This window comes from Peribacillus sp. FSL E2-0159, assembly GCF_038643155.1.
In the GTDB taxonomy this organism is placed as follows: domain Bacteria; phylum Bacillota; class Bacilli; order Bacillales; family DSM-1321; genus Peribacillus; species Peribacillus simplex.
Genome location: NZ_CP152053.1, coordinates 1188083 through 1206300 on the forward strand (window position 1 = coordinate 1188083; position 18218 = coordinate 1206300).

Sequence of the window (18218 nt, forward strand, 5' to 3'; positions counted from 1 at the left end):
GAGAACAAGAAAGTGCAAGGAGGGTTTGTTCAGTGAATGTCGCTGTCTTTTTTCGCTGGTTTTGGAGGGGTATTCTCCTTTTAGGCATATTAATCGTCATTCCCTATTCATGGGCTTTGATTTTAGCATTGCTCACCGCCATTCTTTTGGATGGATTGATCCGAATGATTGGTGAAACGGCAAAGCTACATAGGTTTTGGGCAGTATTGATTTCATTTGTTATATATGTAGGCGGGCTAATGAGCATCACTTATTTTTCCTTTTCGGTATTAATCAAGAAGGTCATTGTCTATTCGGAAGAATTTCCTGGTTTCATACGTGAAGTGTATTTGACGGCTATATTGCCAGTCATTAGGCAATGGGAACGGTATTCCCAAACGTTGCCGCCAAATCTCATTCAATCAATAGAACAAACGATGGAAAAGGGAGTCAGGGCTTTAGAGGGGTTCACAGAGGGCTTTGTTCAGGATATGGTTCAGTTCGTTACACTCATTCCCGGATTTTTCATTGACTTTTTAATTTATTTAATCGCTCTATTCTTAATTAGTCTTGAATTGCCAAAGTTAAGAAAAAAGGCGGTCCTTTATTTAAAGACATCCACTTATCAAAAGATTTCGCTAGTTTATCAAGATTTAAGTATGGCAGCCGTAGGCTTCATCAAGGCACAAATCCTATTGAGTTTAATCACATTCATCATGGCTTATGGAGGACTATGGTTGTTAAATGTGAAGTATACGATTCCATTGGCCCTGTTAATAGTAGTTGTAGACATTCTACCTATCTTGGGGACGGGATCTGTACTGGTTCCTTGGGCAGCAATAGTTTGGGCTCAAGGAAACCATCATCTAGGAGTTGGCCTAATCATCCTATTCCTTGTCATTACCATCATAAGAAGGACCATCGAACCCAAAATCTATTCAGCAAATATGGGATTGAGTCCATTGGCATCGTTGGTCAGCCTTTATTTAGGATTTAAAATGCTTGGTTTCCTTGGACTTTTCCTTGGACCTTCGATACTGATTGTTTATGATACGTTAAAGAGGGCAGGTGTCATCAAATCCAACTTCAAAATATGAAAGATTATTAGATGTTTTTTGCCTGATTTCTTAGATTTGACATATCTTTTACCGCTTTACCTTGACCGTTACAATGATTGCAGTCCCGGGAAAAGAATTGCAGATAACGGGTTTTCCCTTTCCCTTTGCAGTGTTGGCAAATGGTTATGAGTTTCATGTTTCCTCACTCCTTCAAAAAGTATCGCTTTTCTAACAGTATGAAACAATAAAGGTAGAACTATACTTCATGTAATCATTCAATGTTAAATGCAGCAGGCTTTATATAATATGTGTTTACTTTATTTCATGTACCAGTTGGAAAAAAATAACCCCCGCTCCTAGTTTTTTAGGAACGGGGGTCATTATCATGACACGATTTCGGTTTGTGATATTATCGGGAATTCTTTCACTTCGCTTACGACTTTTGCTGGTTTGTATATTTCAATATAACGAATATGGTGATCTTCCATTTCTTTTATCCTAAAGTTATAGGGACCATAGGCCAGGATATCACCTTGTTTGGCCTCGTAATCTTCGGTAAGGATCCATCCGCCCATCGTATCAATATCTTCATCATTGATATCCAATCCAAGTAAATCATTCACTTCACTGACTAATACCTTGGCATCGATGATATAGTGATCTTCTTTTAATTTACGTACATCCGGCACTTCATCCAGGTCGAACTCATCTCGGATATCACCAACGATTTCTTCAAGTATATCTTCAACGGTCACCAAACCTGACGTACCGCCATACTCATCCATGAGGATAGCCATGTGGATCCGTTCCTTTTGCATTTTTAAAAGTAAATCGTGAATCGGGATACTGTCAATGACACGGATGATCGGACGAACATATCGGTCGATCGTTGACGCTGCCTGATTGTTCTTGTCTATCATTTCAGTGAATAGCTCTTTGATATTGACCATTCCGATAACATGATCTTTATCACCATCAATGACAGGATATCGTGTAAAGTTCTCCTCCGCCATAACTGTGAAAAACTGCTGGATCGTATCATCTTTGGATACCGTAGCAATTTCTGTACGTGGAACCATGATTTCTTTTGCAATCCGATCATCAAATTCAAAAATTTTATTCACATATTTAAACTCTGATTGGTTAATTTCGCCACTTTTGTAGCTTTCGGAAACAATGATACGCAGCTCTTCTTCTGTGTGAGCCAAATCATGTTCGGAAACTGCTTTTAATCCTAGCATTCTTGTAAGCGTCCTTGCAGAGCCATTCAGTACCCAGATGAATGGATACATGATTTTGTTAAAAGCAATTAAAGGTTTGGAAACCAATAAAGTTACTTGCTCCGCTTTTTGAATTGCCAATGTTTTTGGTGCCAATTCCCCAACAACCACATGTATGAAGGTAATTAAAGAAAAGGCAATTGCAACTGAGAGTGCATGTGAAGCTGAATTTGGAAGACTCAATTGATTCAAGAGTGGGTGCAAAATGTTTTCAACTGTCGGTTCTCCAAGCACCCCTAGCCCTAGAGCGGTAACGGTAATTCCGAGCTGGCATGTTGAGAGGTATTCATCTAAGTTAGATATGACCTTTTTTGCTGAAAGAGCATTCGGCTTTCCCTCTTCAATTAATTGATCGACCCTCGTGCTTCTCACTTTAACAATCGCAAACTCCGTAGCTACAAAAAATGCTGTTAAAGCAATTAAAATGGCAATAAGAACCAAGTTTATTATGTCCAAATAGTCTCCCTTAACTCGCCTTCGAGACGAATAAGGAGTACACCTCCTACATTTTTAAAATATACAAGTATATTTTTTTTTGCCGTGCTGAATAATTTTCGGGATTCATTCAAAATGGCTGTGGTAATAGCTATGCAGCCGCTTGAACTCCCATTTCCTTTAGTGATGAAGAGAATAATAGTATATGCTGATTAGCGATGCGTAGACGGGAAATAGAAGAATTTCTGTCTGAAGGAGTGCAGCCATTTTTCAAGAGGATGCACATATCCGTTACGCAAAGCAGCGTCCGTCCGTCAAAACGAACATTCTTTAATGCCCCATCAAATCACCTCAATCTAATTAATTTAAATACTTTCATTATAAAAAGAGTTAATCATTCAGTCAAACAGCTTACAGCACCTTAAATCCGGTAAATTGCTTGTAAAGGATCAGTTTGAGCTAATAATTAGCTGTTTTTGACTGTTTTCTCTACTTTATTGCATCATATTATAGAATATTCAGAAAACTAAGGACCGTTTCATAAAAATTGGTCCGTTTCATTATTTTTTGGATGGTTTAAACATATTCTATAGAAAACAAGACAAGTTTTAAATTTAAAGGGGGTGACAGCCATGAAAATCATGGAAAGAATGGCAGCAATCATTGCCGGCAGCATGCTTGTAGGCGTGGGAATCAATTTTTTCCTGATACCTTTTCATTTATTGGATGGTGGCATGATAGGGATTGGGCTGATTTTTCATTACTATATAGGACTTCCGACAGGACTGGGTGTGATTTTGAGCAGCATTCCATTATATATATATGCTTGGTACTTTGAAAAAAAACTATTTTTTAACAGCTTGCATGGCTTGCTTTTTTCCTCTTTATGCATCGATATTTTTTCCGACGCTGTCACCGGATGGAATATTCCAATCTATGTAAGTGCGATAATCGGGGGAGGGTTGATTGGACTTGGAATCGGCTTGATGCTTCGGTATGGGACCTCTACAGGCGGAACGGATATGTTGGCACAGATTCTTTCCAGGAAGAGCGGACTCAATGTAGGTTTGCTGATTTTTTTCATTGATGGATGCGTACTGCTTTTCGGACTGAGCGTTGTGGGGCCTTCAATCTTTTTATATTCATTTTTAACGATTATCGCGGTAGCCATGCTGACTTCAGTCACAGTTATGCGAACCATTTAATGTTAAATTATGTATAAAAATCTGAAAAAAGGAAAGGATGGGCAATATGAAAAGGACAGATTTCTAGTCTAATAAATAGTAAAGGAAAGTTCTTATGAAAAAACTCTATATGTGTACTGCGTTGTTGTTAGTTATGCTGGCTGGGTGTCAAGAGTCTGAAATGCCGGAGGATAAAGAAGTGAACAGTGCTGTTCCAGAATCCATGGATGCATCAATTGTCATTAAAGGGAAATTAGAGCCTGGAAAAGAAGTCATTCTTGAAACGACCGTGAAACAGGGAAGCCAATTGGTGAATGAAGCTGATGAGGTACTGTTTGAAGTGAGAAAGTCCGGACAGGATAAACGCGAAATGCTTGAAGCAAAAAATACTGGAAGTGGCATGTATCAAGTGATGCATACTTTTGAAGAACAAGGCAAATATATTGTAGTCTCCCATGTAACGGCCAAAGGCCTTCATGTGATGCCTGAAAAAGAAGTTGTCGTTCCAGAACATGAAAGTGAAGGTGCATCGGTTCACCCTAGTACGGATGTATCCATAGAGTTTCAAAGTAACCCTATAAAGGCAGGAAACAGTTCGAACTTTGAAGCGACAGTTGAATTGAATGGGAAGCCACTGACAAATGCAGATGTGAATTTCGAAGTGTGGAAGGAAGGCAGCGAAGAGAGTCATTTCACCAAAGCTGAAGAAGATGGAAATGGAACATATCTAAATAAGGTATCTTTCGAAGAATCGGGAACCTATAAGGTGCAGGTACATGTCGAAAAAGACGAAGTGCATGAACACCAATTGCAAACCATTCAAGTCAATTAATTGTTTTTTGAATCGAATTGTTTAAACAGGTTTTATCCTTTCGTTAAATGGGAAGTTAAAGGATAACGGTACAGCAGAAAGGGAGGGTAAGAATGAATAATCAAATAATCAACAAGTATAAAGATCTCGGGATTCATATTGAAAAAACGAAATCACGCCAGGAGATTTTTACTAATGTTTCACAAAATGATTCATCCTTACTCACCATAGCTGCTTTTACTCAATTTCCCCAAAAACGGGAGCTAAAAGAATATTGATCCAATGAGACCGGAGCACATATCAGCTGGTCTTTTTTTGTGCATTCTTAAATGTGAGACACTGTGAAGCTGGATAGGAAAAATCGAATAGAACGTTATAAGCTGCAATAGGATAGAAGGACAAACAATTTGAAATTAGCGGTAAGGGGAGTCCGATAGCATGATATCACAGCTTATGATGACGATATTGAATTGGTTTGCGGAAATGGGTTATATGGGGATTTTATTGGGGCTGATGGTTGAAATCCTCCCGAGTGAGCTTGTTCTCGGATACGGTGGTTATGTGGTCGGCCTGGGGAAAATGAATTTTTGGGGAGCTGTTCTTGCAGGTGTGGCAGGCGGGACGATGGCACAACTATTTCTCTATTGGGCTGGTTATTATGGAGGAAGGCCCTTTCTCTTGAAGTATGGAAAATATATTTTAATTAAAGAAAATCATATTGTAAATGCTGAAGAGTGGTTTCAACGGTATGGCGTAGGCGTGATTTTTACGGCTCGATTCATTCCAGTGGTTCGTCATGCCATTTCCATCCCTGCCGGAATTGCGAGAATGTCCGTATGGAAGTTTATATTTTATACGGTTGCGGCTGTCATACCTTGGACAATATTGTTCCTGACCTTAGGAAGGATCCTCGGCGAGAATTGGCAGCAAATCCGGGAAATAACTGAACCTTATCTAATTCCGGCTGCTGGTTTTTCCTTTATCTTAATCTTGCTTTATATTTTATGGAAAAAAAAGAGTACACCTCCAATCGTAACGGTCAAAAAAATGGGACGGTTTCACGATAAATGAACAAATCAAAAAAAGCCACGTAAAATCACTTTTTACGTGGCTTTTTTTAATCATTATCCTTGGGGAAGGTCTTCTTCCAGAGAAAGCTGTACGACCTTTTTTGTCACCTCGATAGAACGAATGGCATGATCTTCCATTTCAATCACTTTAAAGCAGAATCCGTCTTTTTCCATGATGTCCCCTACATTCACATCATAATTTTCCGTAAGGACCCATCCGCCTATAGTATCGACATCATCTTCTTCTAAATGAATGCCAAGTAAATCATTCACTTCCTTAACAAGAAGCTTAGAGTCCAAAATATAATGTCCATCTTTAATTTTCCTGATCGAGGCAACCTCATCGATATCGAATTCATCACGGATTTCCCCAACGATTTCCTCGAGGATATCCTCGACCGTGACAAGTCCGGAAGTTCCGCCGTATTCATCCATCAAAATAGCCATATGAATGCGTTCTTTTTGCATTTTTAGCAGCAAATCATGAATTGGTATATTTTCCATTACCCGAATAATCGGACGAGCGTAATTTTCAATCGCTTTGATATGGATTTCCCGATCTTTAATAAGATCTGAGAAAACTTCCTTTAAGTTCACTAATCCGATGACATGGTCTTTATCACCTTCGACAACAGGATATCGAGTGTATTTTTCCAATTTGGCCACATCGACGAATTCCTGTACCGTCTCATCTTTGGATATGGTCATGATTTCTGTCCTTGGAACCATGATTTCTTTGGCAACACGATCATCGAATTCAAAGATGTTGTTTACATATTTAAATTCCGACTGGTTAATCTCTCCGCTTTTATAGCTATCTGATAGGATGAAGCGCAATTCTTCTTCCGTATGGGCTATTTCGCTTTCGGATGCTGGCTTGAAGCCAAATAATCCAACAACGAATCGAGAAGAATGATTCAAGGCCCAGATGAAGGGAAAGGCAATCTTATGGAAAAAAATCAGCGGGCCGGCAATTGCCAAGGCCACTTGTTCGGCCTTTTGGATGGCAACCGTCTTTGGAGCCAATTCACCTACAACCACATTCAGGAACGTAATCAGGGAAAATGAAATGACAAATGTGAGAATGCTTGTGATTTCTTGAGGGATATTCAAGGCATTGAATAAAGGCCCAATCAATTTGAGGATGGTCGGCTGTCCCAGCCACCCCAATCCAAGGGCAGTAACGGTAATACCTAGCTGTGTCGCGGATAGGTACTCATCAAGATCGGATGTAATCTTCTTTGCCGCAATGGCTTTTTTGTTTCCCTCTTCAATCAATTGATCGATCCTAGAGCTACGAACCCTTATGATCGAAAATTCCGAAGCTACAAAAAAGGCAGTTAAAGCGATTAAAATAATGATTAATAAAAAACTTAATATGTCCAATTAGTGTGGGACTTAATTGAATCGCCAGATGTACCGAACGACTTAATTATCCCAGTCACCTCCCAAAACCAATAATGAATGAAATGATATTAGTGTATAAAATGTTAGATGAAAAATAAGTCTCGTCTATCCTGTATGAATTATGCTGGCTATTATTTTCAATCTATTGGATCATTCACCTCGATTAGTAGTGGAACCTTCCTATTAGTATAAGTAACTGGACGTCAATCAGTCAAAAATTTCACACTAAAAACCTAAGGATTTTAACCATTATTTAGTTTTTAATTGTATGGAAAAGGTCGTTAGGAAATCGGTAGAGTGACAAGATAAGGTTCCTTGATGTTTTAAAACGATTTCTTTACAAACGAATAATCCCAATCCCGTGCCTCTTTTTTTTGTGGTGATGAATGGTTCAAAAATATTCGGCAGGACGTCGTCAGGTATCTTCGGTCCATTGTTCGATATATTTAAGGTTAGTATGCCGGGCGGTGATTCAGAGCCTGAAATGTAAATGGATGGGGAAGGCATCCCTGCAACCACATCAAGAGCATTTAAAATAATATTAAGTAAAACTTGCCGGAATTCTTCTTTAGAACCGGAAATGACGGCATCATCGGCAATATTACATGTAATGGAAGCATTTACTTCCAAAATGCTGGGATATAAAAATTCAATCACCTCATTCACAAGTTGAGCAATGGAAAATAGATCAGGTGGTGATGCTGAAGTTTCCTTTTTGGAAATATTAAGAAATTGTGTAATCCGGTAATTGAGCTGATCCAATTCCTTTGAAATGATATCAAGGTATTTTATCTCAGGTTGTTCTGCCTGTAACAATTGTATGAATCCCATGATGGAAGTCAGTGGATTTCTGAATTCATGGACAAAGCTTGAAGTCATTTGGCCAAGGAGCGTCAAACGGTCTTTATGGTTTGGGCTTATGAATTGATAGCGTTCTTCAAGTTCCATCGTTTTCAATTCGGTATAATGGGATAATGCAAAATGAATGAGTTTATCGAAGTAAACGTTTATTTGCTTAATTAGATCCGATATTTCTTCTTTGGGTGCTTCGGAATTCAAAACATGCTCTATGTTGATGGATCTCCCGATGGTTGCAGTGGAAAAGAAATTTTCCATATCCAATTGCTTATTAACTCGATCAGACGCAATTTTTTCCCCAACGACCTTCAGTACATCGTCTATTTCAGTATCCGATTTTCCAAGCTGATCCATTAGCAGATTAAAAATATTTTCTACTTCTCCTTTAAAATACCCCAGATATCCGTCCGGTAAATGCAGCAACTCATCTTTCCATTTGGAAATGATACTGCTTTTTTGAGAAGATAAAAAGTGAATGGTCATTTCTCGATTAGATACCATTTTGCCCTCCATACTGTAGGAAAATGAATTTACTTTTGACCCAGAAAGTGCTTTATTTGAATAAAATTACAAAATATCAAAATAATTACATCTTGTTTTCATGATAACAGATTACTGTTCTTTTAACATGTGTCAATTGGATAAATATTCGGCAATCAATCAATAAATACCTTTTTTTGACACAGTTTTATTACAGTAATTACAGGAATTAATAACAAAAAAAGGTATCCGTAAAGTTAATGACGGTTACCTTTTTTATGAAATGCATATGGTTCGATGTGAACGATCACATGCTGGATATTATATTCCTTCAAAAGATTTTCTTCGATTTTAACCGTAATATCATGACCTTGAATGACGGTCAAAAGAGGGTTAACATGAACGGTGGATTCGAGCAGGATTTCACTTCCGTGCATCCGGGCTTTAATTTCACTCATATCTTTAACACCTTCTGTCAATATAATGGTTTGTCCGATCTTTTGCAGGAGCTGCTCGTCGAAACCATCGGTTAAAGAGATGGAGGCATCACGAAAGATATCCCAGGCCGTTTTACATATGATGACCCCCACAACTGCTGCAGCTATCGCATCCAGCCAAGGGATTCCCAGCTTAGTACCGATGATTCCAATGAAAGCACCAACACTGACAAGGGCATCGGAACGATTATCCTGTGCAACTGCATAGATGGAAGAGCTGTTGATCTTTTTACTTAATGATAAGTTATAACGGTAGATTCCGTACATGAAGATTGCAGAGAATAGAGCGACATAACCGGTCAGCATACTGGGAACGGTTGTTGAATCTTGGTGAAAGAAGGATTCAATGGCACTGAATACAACCTGAAGGCCCACGGAGATCATGATGAGGGCAGCTACCAACGAGGCTACGGTTTCCGCCCGTAAATGACCATATGAATGATTATCATCAGGAGGTCTCTTTGAAATTTTTAAACCAATCAATACGGCTATGGAAGCGATGATGTCGGTTGTATTATTTAAACCATCAGCCCAAAGCCCTTTAGAATCACCGAAATAACCAAATGACAATTTAAGAGCAGACAAGAATATGTAAGCGGCAATGCTTATGTAAGCGCCTTTTTCAGCTGAAATCGAATGTTTATCCATGTCCATTCCCTCCCCAATGTAAATTAGGCTTAATAAAGATACCAAATCAAACCTTAGTGAGTCTATAGAAAAATTGTCATATATAGCCATCTAACTTGGTTAATAGCAGGTGTATTGAAGGTCTGTAAAGAAGTTGGATAAATGAAAGGATATTGCCATAAAGTGGGAATGGCTAGTTTTGATGACATGTACATTTTCTTTAATTGTATTCTAACCGATGATCGAAAATTAAATACTTCCACAAGGGGGCCAAAAAGGATGAGAGTGAACGGTTCTAGTTCAGGCACCTTGACCTGATAGTTAGCACTGGTATAGGGATGTGGTTTTGGGCAGCCATTAGCGCCTGGTGTTTTTTCGGCTGCTTCAAATGCATTCCTGAGAAATCCTATAAACAAAAAGGCCGGATTCTATAAGAATCCGGCCTTTTTTCGGAGAATTCCCTACTCGAGCCATTCAGGGCGAACCTGCTCAATCTTCATTTTGCAATGAATACCGAACAGGGTGCGTTTTTCGCAATGGAACTACTTGTACTTCCAAGGAAGAATTTTTCCAAACCGCTTTTAGCACTATTGCCGACAACGATAAGGTCAGCTGAAGTTCTTGCTGCAAAGTCACATACGCTATCTGGCGCATATCCTTCCAATATTTCGAATTTCCCCTTGACTTGACATTCACTTAACAATTTCAATGTATTATTTTCTGCGTTCTGAATACTATTCTCGACGGCGGAAGGGGTGTCATTTACCTTTTGATGTCCTGGCTGATTAACTTCAACAACGGGGTGTGTCTGGACTGGATCCACATAAAATCCGGCAGCAGGTACGAACCCCGGAGCCGAGGCGTTTCCCATGATACGCTGTTCAACCTTATCATTTAGGACATGAACTACGGTCAACTCGGCTTTTGGAAAGGCTTTTTTCAATGTTGCTCCATATTCCACGGCCCGTTTACTCTCTTCATTTCCATCAAAAGCGACGACAATATGTTTTAAGTCTTTCATTAATATCATTCTCCCCTTTATAAGACCTTAAAGTGTTATACCCAATTTTAAATGGATTCACGCCTTTAATCGGTATATAGATTGCCTTTTAGGGGCAAAGGATAGATACGAGCATAGTTAAAATGGTAGGATGAAATCCGGTCCTTCATTTAGTTTGTATGCTCAGACGATGAAGGGATATCATCGGTAAGGATTCCGATTCGCGAGTATAGTGCTACAAGAAAAGGGCGCCTTTTATTCAATCGACGAGTTTTCTTTAATAAAAAGGGTAAAATATTTTTAATGAAACATGTCGCAGATGGGAAAATGGGGGTACAAATGAGAGGGTTAGTGAAATTAGGTCTAATTATAATATTGGCGATTGTAGTTTTAGGCGCCGGTTCACTATTGTATTTCAGGCATGGTGCAGATATAAGCCATCTTGAAAATATTCTTCAGCAACCGACAGGAATCTATGATCTGAATGGCAATCTTGCCAGTACGATCACGGCAAATAAATCCGAAGGTGTTGCGATAGATGAAATACCGGAACACATGAAACAAGCGGTGGTTTCCATTGAGGATCACCGTTTTTATGAACATCACGGCATAGATTATCAAGGGATTTTGCGGGCTTTGGTTAAAAATGCGAAGGCTGGAAGTGTTGTTGAAGGCGGGAGCACGCTCACCCAGCAGCTTGTGAAAATCACGATGCTTGAATCGGATCGAACACTGAAGAGGAAGATAGAAGAGTTTTTTCTAGCCCAGGAAGTTGAAAATGAATATACAAAAGATGAGATTCTGGAAATGTATTTGAATCAAGTTTATTTTGGCCATGGGGCATGGGGAATCAAAAAGGCTGCAAATATTTATTTTTCCAAAGAGGTCTCTGAATTGACCGTTGCCGAGGGAGCTTTGCTGGCGGGTGTCATTAACTTGCCATCCAAACTTGATCCATACAAGAATTTAGACGGGGCAGTCAAGCGGCGTGATTTGGTTCTTTCGAGAATGGCGGAACATGGTTATTTGACGAAAGATGAAGAAGCAACTGCAAAAAAAGATTCGGTGACACTTCTTATGGGGGAGAAGGAAACCGATCCATTGAGAGGTAAGTATCCTTATTATGTCGATCATGTTTTATCGGAAGCATCGAGTAAATATGGAATTAAGCTTGAAGAGCTGCTTTCAAAAGGATATAAAATTTACACGACTCTGGACCAATTCATGCAGCAGGCTACAGAAACCGTGTATGAGAATGCAGCCAATTTTCCAGTTGGAACGAGTACAGAAGAACTGGTTCAAAGCGGGTCTGTCCTCCTTGATCCTGAAACCGGCGGCATAAAAGCACTTGTCGGCGGGAGAGGTGAACATCAATTCATGGGATATAATCGGGCAACCCAGCTGACAAGGTCTCCTGGTTCATCCATTAAACCGCTTGTCGTTTACACGCCAGCTGTTGAAGAGGGATATGATATCACTGCCCCTTTAAAGGATGAAAAAATGAGCTTCGGTGAATATGAGCCAACAAATCTGAGTGGTGAATATAAAGGAGAAGTGCCCATGTATGAAGCGGTGATGAATTCCTTGAATGTACCTACGGTTTGGCTATTGAATGAGATTGGTATCGATAAGGGGCTTGATTCACTTAAGCGGTTTGGGATTCCATATGAAAAGGATGATCGAAACCTGTCGATCGCTTTAGGAGGAATGAAAAAAGGTGTTTCCCCGCTGCAGATGGCAGGAGCCTTTTCAGCTTTCGCCAACGAAGGGGAACGGATGGAAACCCATGCCATTGTAAGAATAGAAAATGCCGATGGAAAAGAAGTAGCCGCATGGAAAGAGAAAAGCACCAAAGTGACCTCTGTAGGCGCCGTGGATAAAATGAATGCCATGCTGCTTGGAACAGTGGAATATGGCACAGCGAAAAACGCGGCAGTTTCCGGTCATGAAATAGCAGGTAAAACAGGTTCCACACAAGTTCCCATCGAAGGAATATCAGGGGTTAAAGATCAATGGTTCATCGGTTATTCACCTTCGCTGGTCGGTGCTGTATGGGCTGGATATGATAAGACGGACGAAAATCATTATCTAACGACACACAGCAGTCAGGGAAGTGCACTCATCTTCCAAAAAATAATGGCGCAAGCCTTACAGAATCAAGCCGCCCAATCTTTTAAAGCTCAAGATATCGGTCCGCTTATAGCTAAACAAGAGGCAAATATAGCTGAACAAGAGGCAAATATAGCTAAACAACAGGAAAAGGAAGAAGAGGAGAAAAGAAGACAATATTGGATTGATAAAGGAAATGAAATACGGGAAGGTTTGAATAAATGGAGGGACTGGGAGGTTCCGTGGTGATTCTCAGGAAAGGGAAGTATGGCCACGCTCTTTAAATAATATTAACAAGCTGAGACTGTCAAACATTTGACAGTCTCAGCTTGTCGGCAAAAGGGGGGAATGGTCTCATCCCTAACCATGATTTTAAAACAAAACTAGGTGCCCTTAATGGTTTTTTATGAAATCCTCATTAAAATGAAGAAATTTGCGACACTCCTGCCGAATAACTGCAGACAGTCTGCGGAGAGGGAGCGGATTTCTGAAAACTGAAACTTTTTTTAAAAAGAAAAAAACAGCAGGCAAACTCGCGTTTGCCTGCTGTTTGAAACTGTCATTCATTGAAAGTCTTTCGTCGTTCTTAAAAAATGAAATTAACTATTATGCCGATAACGACGATTGCTCCTATTACCATTAAAATGGTTCTCATTTCTAAACACCCTCTTCATACCGTAGTTTGAATCATTTAAATATTAACGATTTGGTTCGATTGGAAACCGTATGCACTTTCATCATTTTCTTTACAAATATCCTGTACTTTTTCAAGCATGGCATGTACATTCACACCTTCAAGGATGACTTTCATCGTGGCACACTCATGAAGAATGAGCAAAAATGATACGAAAGTCGAAAGTTTCTTGGCATCAACCAATTTATGGTTGCAGATAAAATATATATTCCCTTTAAATTCTTTTGTAACTTGATATAGGTTCATGATTTGTCTCATGGATAATCTTTTATTTGTTTTAATGTCGGAAGAAATCACTTTATTCATGTCGTTTACTCCTTTTGTTTTTATACTTTTGGAAAAGCATAATCAAGATGTCAATTCAGCTACAATCTTTAAAAATGAACAAGTAATGTTTGGTCTTTTTTATGTAATTGTTAGCGTGTCATATTGTATATTTACCCGTGTAAAAGCTTTTGAAACCTATTTGAAAATTTTCAACTTTTGAAGGAGAAGGAACAATGCTCACACTTATTAAAAATGGGGAGCTTTTTGGTCCGGAATATATGGGCCAAAAAGATATCCTCTTGGTTGGAAAGCAAATTGGCTTCATCGAGGACAAGATTGATGTACCTGCCAATTTCGTTGAATTGGAAGTGATTGATGCGAGTGGCCAAATCGTGGCTCCAGGTTTTATAGATGCACACGTACATATTATCGGCGGCGGTGGGGAAGGGGGCTTTAAAACGAGGACTCCTGAAATCCAATTAACAGATGCCACTTTAGCGGGTATAACGACATTGGTAGGGGTCATCGGAACAGATGGAACGACAAGGACGATGCCAGCACTGCTTGCTAAAGCGAGAGCGCTTGAAGAAGAAGGAATTAGCTGCTTCGTTCAGACTGGTTCCTATCAAGTTCCAGTCAAGACGTTAACCGGTAAGATCGAGGATGATTTGATTCTTGTGGATAAAATAATCGGTGTTGGCGAAATAGCCATTGCCGATCATCGTTCTTCGCAGCCGACGGCAGCTGAACTGGCAAAACTGGCCTCTCAGGCGCGTAATGGAGGTCTGTTGTCCGGGAAAAGCGGTATCGTCAACATTCATGTCGGCGACAGTCTAGATCATTTGGATGTAATTGAAGAAGTTGTCGAGACAACAGAAATACCGATCACTCAGTTCTACCCTACACATATAAACCGAAATCCGCATTTATTCAATGCAGGGGTGGAATATGCAAAAAAAGGGGGGTATATCGATTTTACGACAAGTACGATCCAGAAGTTCCTTGAAGAAGGGGAGGTCAAAGCAAGTACAGCAATAAAAAGGGCACTAGAAGAAGGTGTTGAAATCGGGCAGATCACGATAACTTCAGATGGCCAAGCCAGCCTGCCTGACTTCGATGGCAGCGGAAACCTGCGTGGTTTGAACATTGGTACATGCATGTCTTTATATGACTGTGTTGTCGATGCGGTCCTCGAGGATGGAGTGACAATTGCCGATGCCATAAGAGTTGTGACGGAAAATCCGGCAAACATTTTAAAACTTTCTGCAAAGGGACAGCTTGCGGTAGGTAAGGACGCCGATATCATCATGATGAAGAAACAAACTTTAGAAATAGATAGTGTGATCGCGATGGGGCAGATCATGGTCAAAGATGGTGAAGCAGTCGTAAAGGGAACATTTGAAAAATAGATTTTTCTAATATTGTGAACCTGAAATGTTAATATGGCAGGTCTATTTCGGGTGCGTGTAATAACCCCATCAATCATGAAATGCAAAAAAGACCCATAATTATATAATGGGTCTCAGTTTGTCGACAAAAAGTAGTTCGATTGCTGTAATCCCAAACCATTATTTTATAAGTAAACTTGGATTTGAATGAAACCCTCATCGGAATGAAGAAATTTGCGACACTCCTGCCGAATAACTGGCTAGCCGAGACCCCACAGGCGCTTGTCGAGGAGGCTTGGCAGACAGTCGGCGGAAAGGGAGCGGATTTCCGAAATCAACTGTAACATTTTTAAAGATAAAAACGGCAGGCAAACTGGCTCTTTATGTTTTTTGGTTATATGAAACCCTCATCGGAATGAAGAAATTTGCGACACTCCTGCCGAATAACTGGCTAGCCGAGACCCCACAGGCGCTCGTCGAGGAGGCTTGGCAGACAGTCGGCGGAAAGGGAGCGGATTTCCGAAATTAACTGTAACATTTTTAAAGATAAAAACGACAGGAAGCAGGCTTTTCTTCGAGTTTGTCTACAGTCTAAGACCCATTTATTATTTAATGGGTCTTTTTTTTGTGCTGGATACTTTTTGGATAGGTCTTGAATCGATCGAGCATATCAACAATTTGTTGGTAATCAATATGAAATTTCCCCATTAATGGTTCTTATTTTCAAAATGAAGGTAAGGTATCAGAAAACATATTCTAAATAAAGGTAAACTGTGAAAAATTCATTCTATTTAACATATTATTAAAAACATGGATGTATTATCCTTTTATATAAGGAAATGTAGTTTATGAAACAGCATTTAATCACAGACATAAAGACCAATAAATATATTTTGGGCTGTTATTTCATGACTGTTCAAAACCTTGGTAAGTTTGCGAAACAAATCTATCTTAAGGGGAGAAATGATATGGAAAAGACGGGAAACCCAATAATGAAAGCGTATTCAAATGAAGATGAGCCGGAAATGTTTCGAGTATTGACTCCTGATGGGGAAATCATTGAAACGATTGATGGAAAAATCGATAGATCATTGATGTTAAAAATGTATGAGAGCATGCTCCTGCTCAGAACATTTGACCGAAAATCAATTAATCTCCAGCGCCAAGGCAGGATTGGAACCTATGCACCTTTCGAAGGACAGGAGGCATCCCAGGTAGGAAGCGCTTTAGCGTTGTCGGCAGGGGATTGGATGTTTCCCACATACCGTGATCATGGAGCGGCAATCATCCATGGGCAGGAATTATACCGTGTTTTCCTATACTGGATGGCGCATTTTGATGGCTCAATTTGTCCAGAAGGAAAAAGGATATTGCCTCCAAGTGTTCCCATTGCCACTCAAATGGTCCATGCAGTTGGAACGGCTTGGGCAAGTAAGATTAAAGGCGAAAAGAATGTTAGCATTGCTTATTTTGGTGATGGAGCCACTTCTGAAGGGGACTTTCATGAGGCACTGAATTTTGCTGGCGTTTATAAAACCCCAACAATCTTTTTCTGCCAAAATAATGGCTATGCGATCAGTGTGCCTTTTGAAAAACAATCGGCATCCAAAACAATATCCCAGCGGGCTGCTGCTTATGACATCCATGGGGTCCGAGTGGATGGAAATGATATTTTCGCAGTATGGCTGACTGTAAAGGAGGCTGTCGAAAGAGCGCTTAAAGGGGAAGGACCTACATTAATCGAAGCCATTACCTTTCGCTATGGAGCCCATACTACTGCAGACAATCCGAACATATATCGCGATCAGGACGAAGTTTCAACGTTCTGGAGGGAAAACCGGGATCCCATTACACGTCTTAGAAAGTATTTGAATAAAGAGGGTCACTGGAATGAAGAGCAGGAGGAATTGGTGTTAAAACAATTCAACGAATTGATTGATGCTCACCTTCAAAAAGCCGAAGGGTATCCGAAATCTGACCCACTCGAAATGTTTAACCATGTATATGCCGGGGAGTCATGGCATCTAAAGGAACAGAAGCAGGAATTGAACCAAATCTTAAGGAAAGGCGGGAAGAAATAATGGGCAAAAATTTAACGATGCTCCAGGCTATTACGGAAGCGCTGGACCAAATGCTGGGTCATGATGATCGCGTGATGATCTTGGGTGAGGATATTGGAGTGAATGGCGGAGTTTTCCGATCGACTGAAGGGCTTTATGAGAAGTATGGAAAAGATCGAGTTGTGGATACACCATTAGCTGAATCCGGAATCATCGGCTCTGCCATTGGTTTAGCCCTTAACGGAATGCTTCCCATAGTGGAGATCCAGTTTCTCGCCTTTATTTATCCGGGGTTCGAGCAACTAGTTTCCCATGCTGCCCGTATGAGGTATCGTACTCGTGGGCAATTTGGGGTGCCCCTCGTAATCCGCACGCCATATGGTGCCGGAATCAGGGGTCCTGAACTTCATTCCGAAAGTGTTGAAACCTTCTTTGCCCATACTCCGGGTTTAAAGGTGGTTGCACCCAGTAATCCATATGACGCAAAAGGGTTGCTCATTTCTGCGCTCGAAGATCCTGATCCGGTGATTTTTTTGGAACCGACTAAATTGTATCGGGCTTTTAAGGAAGAAGTTCCCGAAGAAATGTACCGAATACCAATCGGTCAAGCAAAAGTGGTCAAGGAAGGAAGCGACCTGACCATTTTTGCATGGGGGGCCATGTTAAGAGAAGCAATGAATGCCGCGAAAAAGATTGAAGCAGAAAAAGGCTGGAAGTGTGAAGTAGTCGATCTTCGAACATTATACCCTTTAGATAGGGATACGATCGTGCAATCCATTAAAAAGACAGGTCGTGCATTAATCGTCCATGAAGCCCATAAGACTGCCGGATTAGGTGCGGAGATTATCTCCATCATTAATGATGAAGCTCTTATTTACCTGAAAGCGCCGATTAAGCGTGTAACAGGATTTGATGTACCGGTTCCGCCTTTTACAATAGAAGATCATTATTTACCGACTGTTGACCGTGTAAAACAAGGTATAGTCGAAACGATATCATTTTAATTGATGATTA

Annotated in this window: 16 protein-coding genes; 10 read left to right on the top strand and 6 right to left on the bottom strand. The window is 40.2% G+C overall.

All coding sequences use genetic code 11. From position 1 onward, the window contains the following. Nucleotides 1-32: 32 nt before the first annotated feature. The gene (gene ytvI, locus NYE63_RS05915; RefSeq protein ID WP_342604457.1) at nucleotides 33-1076 is read left to right on the top strand and encodes a sporulation integral membrane protein YtvI; all 1044 of its coding nucleotides are present in this window, start codon (nucleotides 33-35) and stop codon (nucleotides 1074-1076) included. 344 nt (nucleotides 1077-1420) lie between these two features. Here the strand turns inward: ytvI and NYE63_RS05920 are convergent, their stop codons facing one another. Then, complete coding sequence (locus tag NYE63_RS05920) at nucleotides 1421-2773, bottom strand: hemolysin family protein (protein ID WP_342604458.1); 1353 nt, start codon at nucleotides 2771-2773, stop codon at nucleotides 1421-1423. A 611-nt stretch (nucleotides 2774-3384) separates the two neighbouring features. Between NYE63_RS05920 and NYE63_RS05925 the strand changes: the two genes are divergently transcribed. From NYE63_RS05925 to NYE63_RS05940, 4 genes are all read left to right on the top strand, one after another. Then, on the top strand, nucleotides 3385-3957 hold the full coding sequence (locus NYE63_RS05925; RefSeq protein WP_342604459.1) for a YitT family protein: 573 nt from the start codon (nucleotides 3385-3387) through the stop codon (nucleotides 3955-3957). 94 nt (nucleotides 3958-4051) lie between these two features. After that, nucleotides 4052-4768: a FixH family protein gene (locus tag NYE63_RS05930; protein ID WP_342604460.1), complete on the top strand. Its 717-nt coding sequence runs from the start codon at nucleotides 4052-4054 to the stop codon at nucleotides 4766-4768. Between the two features lie 92 nt (nucleotides 4769-4860). Further along, a complete protein-coding gene (locus NYE63_RS05935) occupies nucleotides 4861-5025 on the top strand; it encodes a hypothetical protein (RefSeq protein ID WP_342604461.1) in 165 nt (54 codons plus the stop codon). A gap of 163 nt (nucleotides 5026-5188) precedes the next feature. Next, complete coding sequence (locus NYE63_RS05940; RefSeq protein WP_342605692.1) at nucleotides 5189-5818, top strand: DedA family protein; 630 nt, start codon at nucleotides 5189-5191, stop codon at nucleotides 5816-5818. A gap of 53 nt (nucleotides 5819-5871) precedes the next feature. Here NYE63_RS05940 and NYE63_RS05945 read toward each other — a convergent pair whose 3' ends face one another. The 4 genes from NYE63_RS05945 to NYE63_RS05960 form a co-directional block, all read right to left on the bottom strand. Further along, the gene (locus NYE63_RS05945; RefSeq protein WP_342604462.1) at nucleotides 5872-7203 is read right to left on the bottom strand and encodes a hemolysin family protein; all 1332 of its coding nucleotides are present in this window, start codon (nucleotides 7201-7203) and stop codon (nucleotides 5872-5874) included. A 270-nt stretch (nucleotides 7204-7473) separates the two neighbouring features. Next, a complete protein-coding gene (locus tag NYE63_RS05950) occupies nucleotides 7474-8583 on the bottom strand; it encodes a histidine kinase N-terminal domain-containing protein (RefSeq protein ID WP_342604463.1) in 1110 nt (369 codons plus the stop codon). Nucleotides 8584-8819: 236 nt separating this feature from the next. Then, the gene (locus NYE63_RS05955) at nucleotides 8820-9707 is read right to left on the bottom strand and encodes a cation diffusion facilitator family transporter (protein WP_342604464.1); all 888 of its coding nucleotides are present in this window, start codon (nucleotides 9705-9707) and stop codon (nucleotides 8820-8822) included. A gap of 475 nt (nucleotides 9708-10182) precedes the next feature. Further along, the gene (locus NYE63_RS05960; RefSeq protein WP_342604465.1) at nucleotides 10183-10707 is read right to left on the bottom strand and encodes a universal stress protein; all 525 of its coding nucleotides are present in this window, start codon (nucleotides 10705-10707) and stop codon (nucleotides 10183-10185) included. Nucleotides 10708-11025: 318 nt separating this feature from the next. On the opposite strand from NYE63_RS05960, the gene NYE63_RS05965 reads away from it, so the two are divergent. Further along, nucleotides 11026-13044, top strand: a complete 2019-nt coding sequence (locus tag NYE63_RS05965) for a PBP1A family penicillin-binding protein (protein ID WP_342604466.1) — start codon at nucleotides 11026-11028, stop codon at nucleotides 13042-13044. A gap of 442 nt (nucleotides 13045-13486) precedes the next feature. On the opposite strand, the gene NYE63_RS05970 is transcribed toward NYE63_RS05965, so the two are convergent. Then, the gene (locus NYE63_RS05970; protein WP_342604467.1) at nucleotides 13487-13795 is read right to left on the bottom strand and encodes a hypothetical protein; all 309 of its coding nucleotides are present in this window, start codon (nucleotides 13793-13795) and stop codon (nucleotides 13487-13489) included. A gap of 194 nt (nucleotides 13796-13989) precedes the next feature. Between NYE63_RS05970 and iadA the strand changes: the two genes are divergently transcribed. The 4 genes from iadA (at nucleotide 13990) to NYE63_RS05990 (ending at nucleotide 18208) form a co-directional block, all read left to right on the top strand. Further along, nucleotides 13990-15165, top strand: coding sequence for a beta-aspartyl-peptidase (gene iadA, locus NYE63_RS05975; RefSeq protein ID WP_342604468.1), 1176 nt, complete (start codon nucleotides 13990-13992; stop codon nucleotides 15163-15165). 274 nt (nucleotides 15166-15439) lie between these two features. Further along, complete coding sequence (locus NYE63_RS05980) at nucleotides 15440-15673, top strand: hypothetical protein (RefSeq protein WP_342604469.1); 234 nt, start codon at nucleotides 15440-15442, stop codon at nucleotides 15671-15673. A 439-nt stretch (nucleotides 15674-16112) separates the two neighbouring features. Further along, a complete protein-coding gene (gene pdhA / locus NYE63_RS05985) occupies nucleotides 16113-17225 on the top strand; it encodes a pyruvate dehydrogenase (acetyl-transferring) E1 component subunit alpha (RefSeq protein ID WP_342604470.1) in 1113 nt (370 codons plus the stop codon). Next, on the top strand, nucleotides 17225-18208 hold the full coding sequence (locus NYE63_RS05990; RefSeq protein ID WP_063232322.1) for an alpha-ketoacid dehydrogenase subunit beta: 984 nt from the start codon (nucleotides 17225-17227) through the stop codon (nucleotides 18206-18208). The genes pdhA and NYE63_RS05990 overlap by 1 nt, the downstream gene beginning before the upstream one ends. The last annotated feature ends 10 nt before the right edge of the window (nucleotides 18209-18218 follow it).

Coding starts and splice junctions, on each gene's coding strand:
- NYE63_RS05930 (WP_342604460.1), top strand. CDS start 4,052: ATGAAAAAACTCTATATGTGTACTGCGTTGTTGTTAGTTATGCTGGCT.
- NYE63_RS05970 (WP_342604467.1), bottom strand. CDS start 13,795: ATGAATAAAGTGATTTCTTCCGACATTAAAACAAATAAAAGATTATCC.
- NYE63_RS05935 (WP_342604461.1), top strand. CDS start 4,861: ATGAATAATCAAATAATCAACAAGTATAAAGATCTCGGGATTCATATT.
- pdhA (WP_342604470.1), top strand. CDS start 16,113: ATGGAAAAGACGGGAAACCCAATAATGAAAGCGTATTCAAATGAAGAT.
- NYE63_RS05965 (WP_342604466.1), top strand. CDS start 11,026: ATGAGAGGGTTAGTGAAATTAGGTCTAATTATAATATTGGCGATTGTA.
- NYE63_RS05960 (WP_342604465.1), bottom strand. CDS start 10,707: ATGAAAGACTTAAAACATATTGTCGTCGCTTTTGATGGAAATGAAGAG.
- NYE63_RS05925 (WP_342604459.1), top strand. CDS start 3,385: ATGAAAATCATGGAAAGAATGGCAGCAATCATTGCCGGCAGCATGCTT.
- NYE63_RS05990 (WP_063232322.1), top strand. CDS start 17,225: ATGGGCAAAAATTTAACGATGCTCCAGGCTATTACGGAAGCGCTGGAC.
- iadA (WP_342604468.1), top strand. CDS start 13,990: ATGCTCACACTTATTAAAAATGGGGAGCTTTTTGGTCCGGAATATATG.
- NYE63_RS05955 (WP_342604464.1), bottom strand. CDS start 9,707: ATGGATAAACATTCGATTTCAGCTGAAAAAGGCGCTTACATAAGCATT.
- NYE63_RS05950 (WP_342604463.1), bottom strand. CDS start 8,583: ATGGTATCTAATCGAGAAATGACCATTCACTTTTTATCTTCTCAAAAA.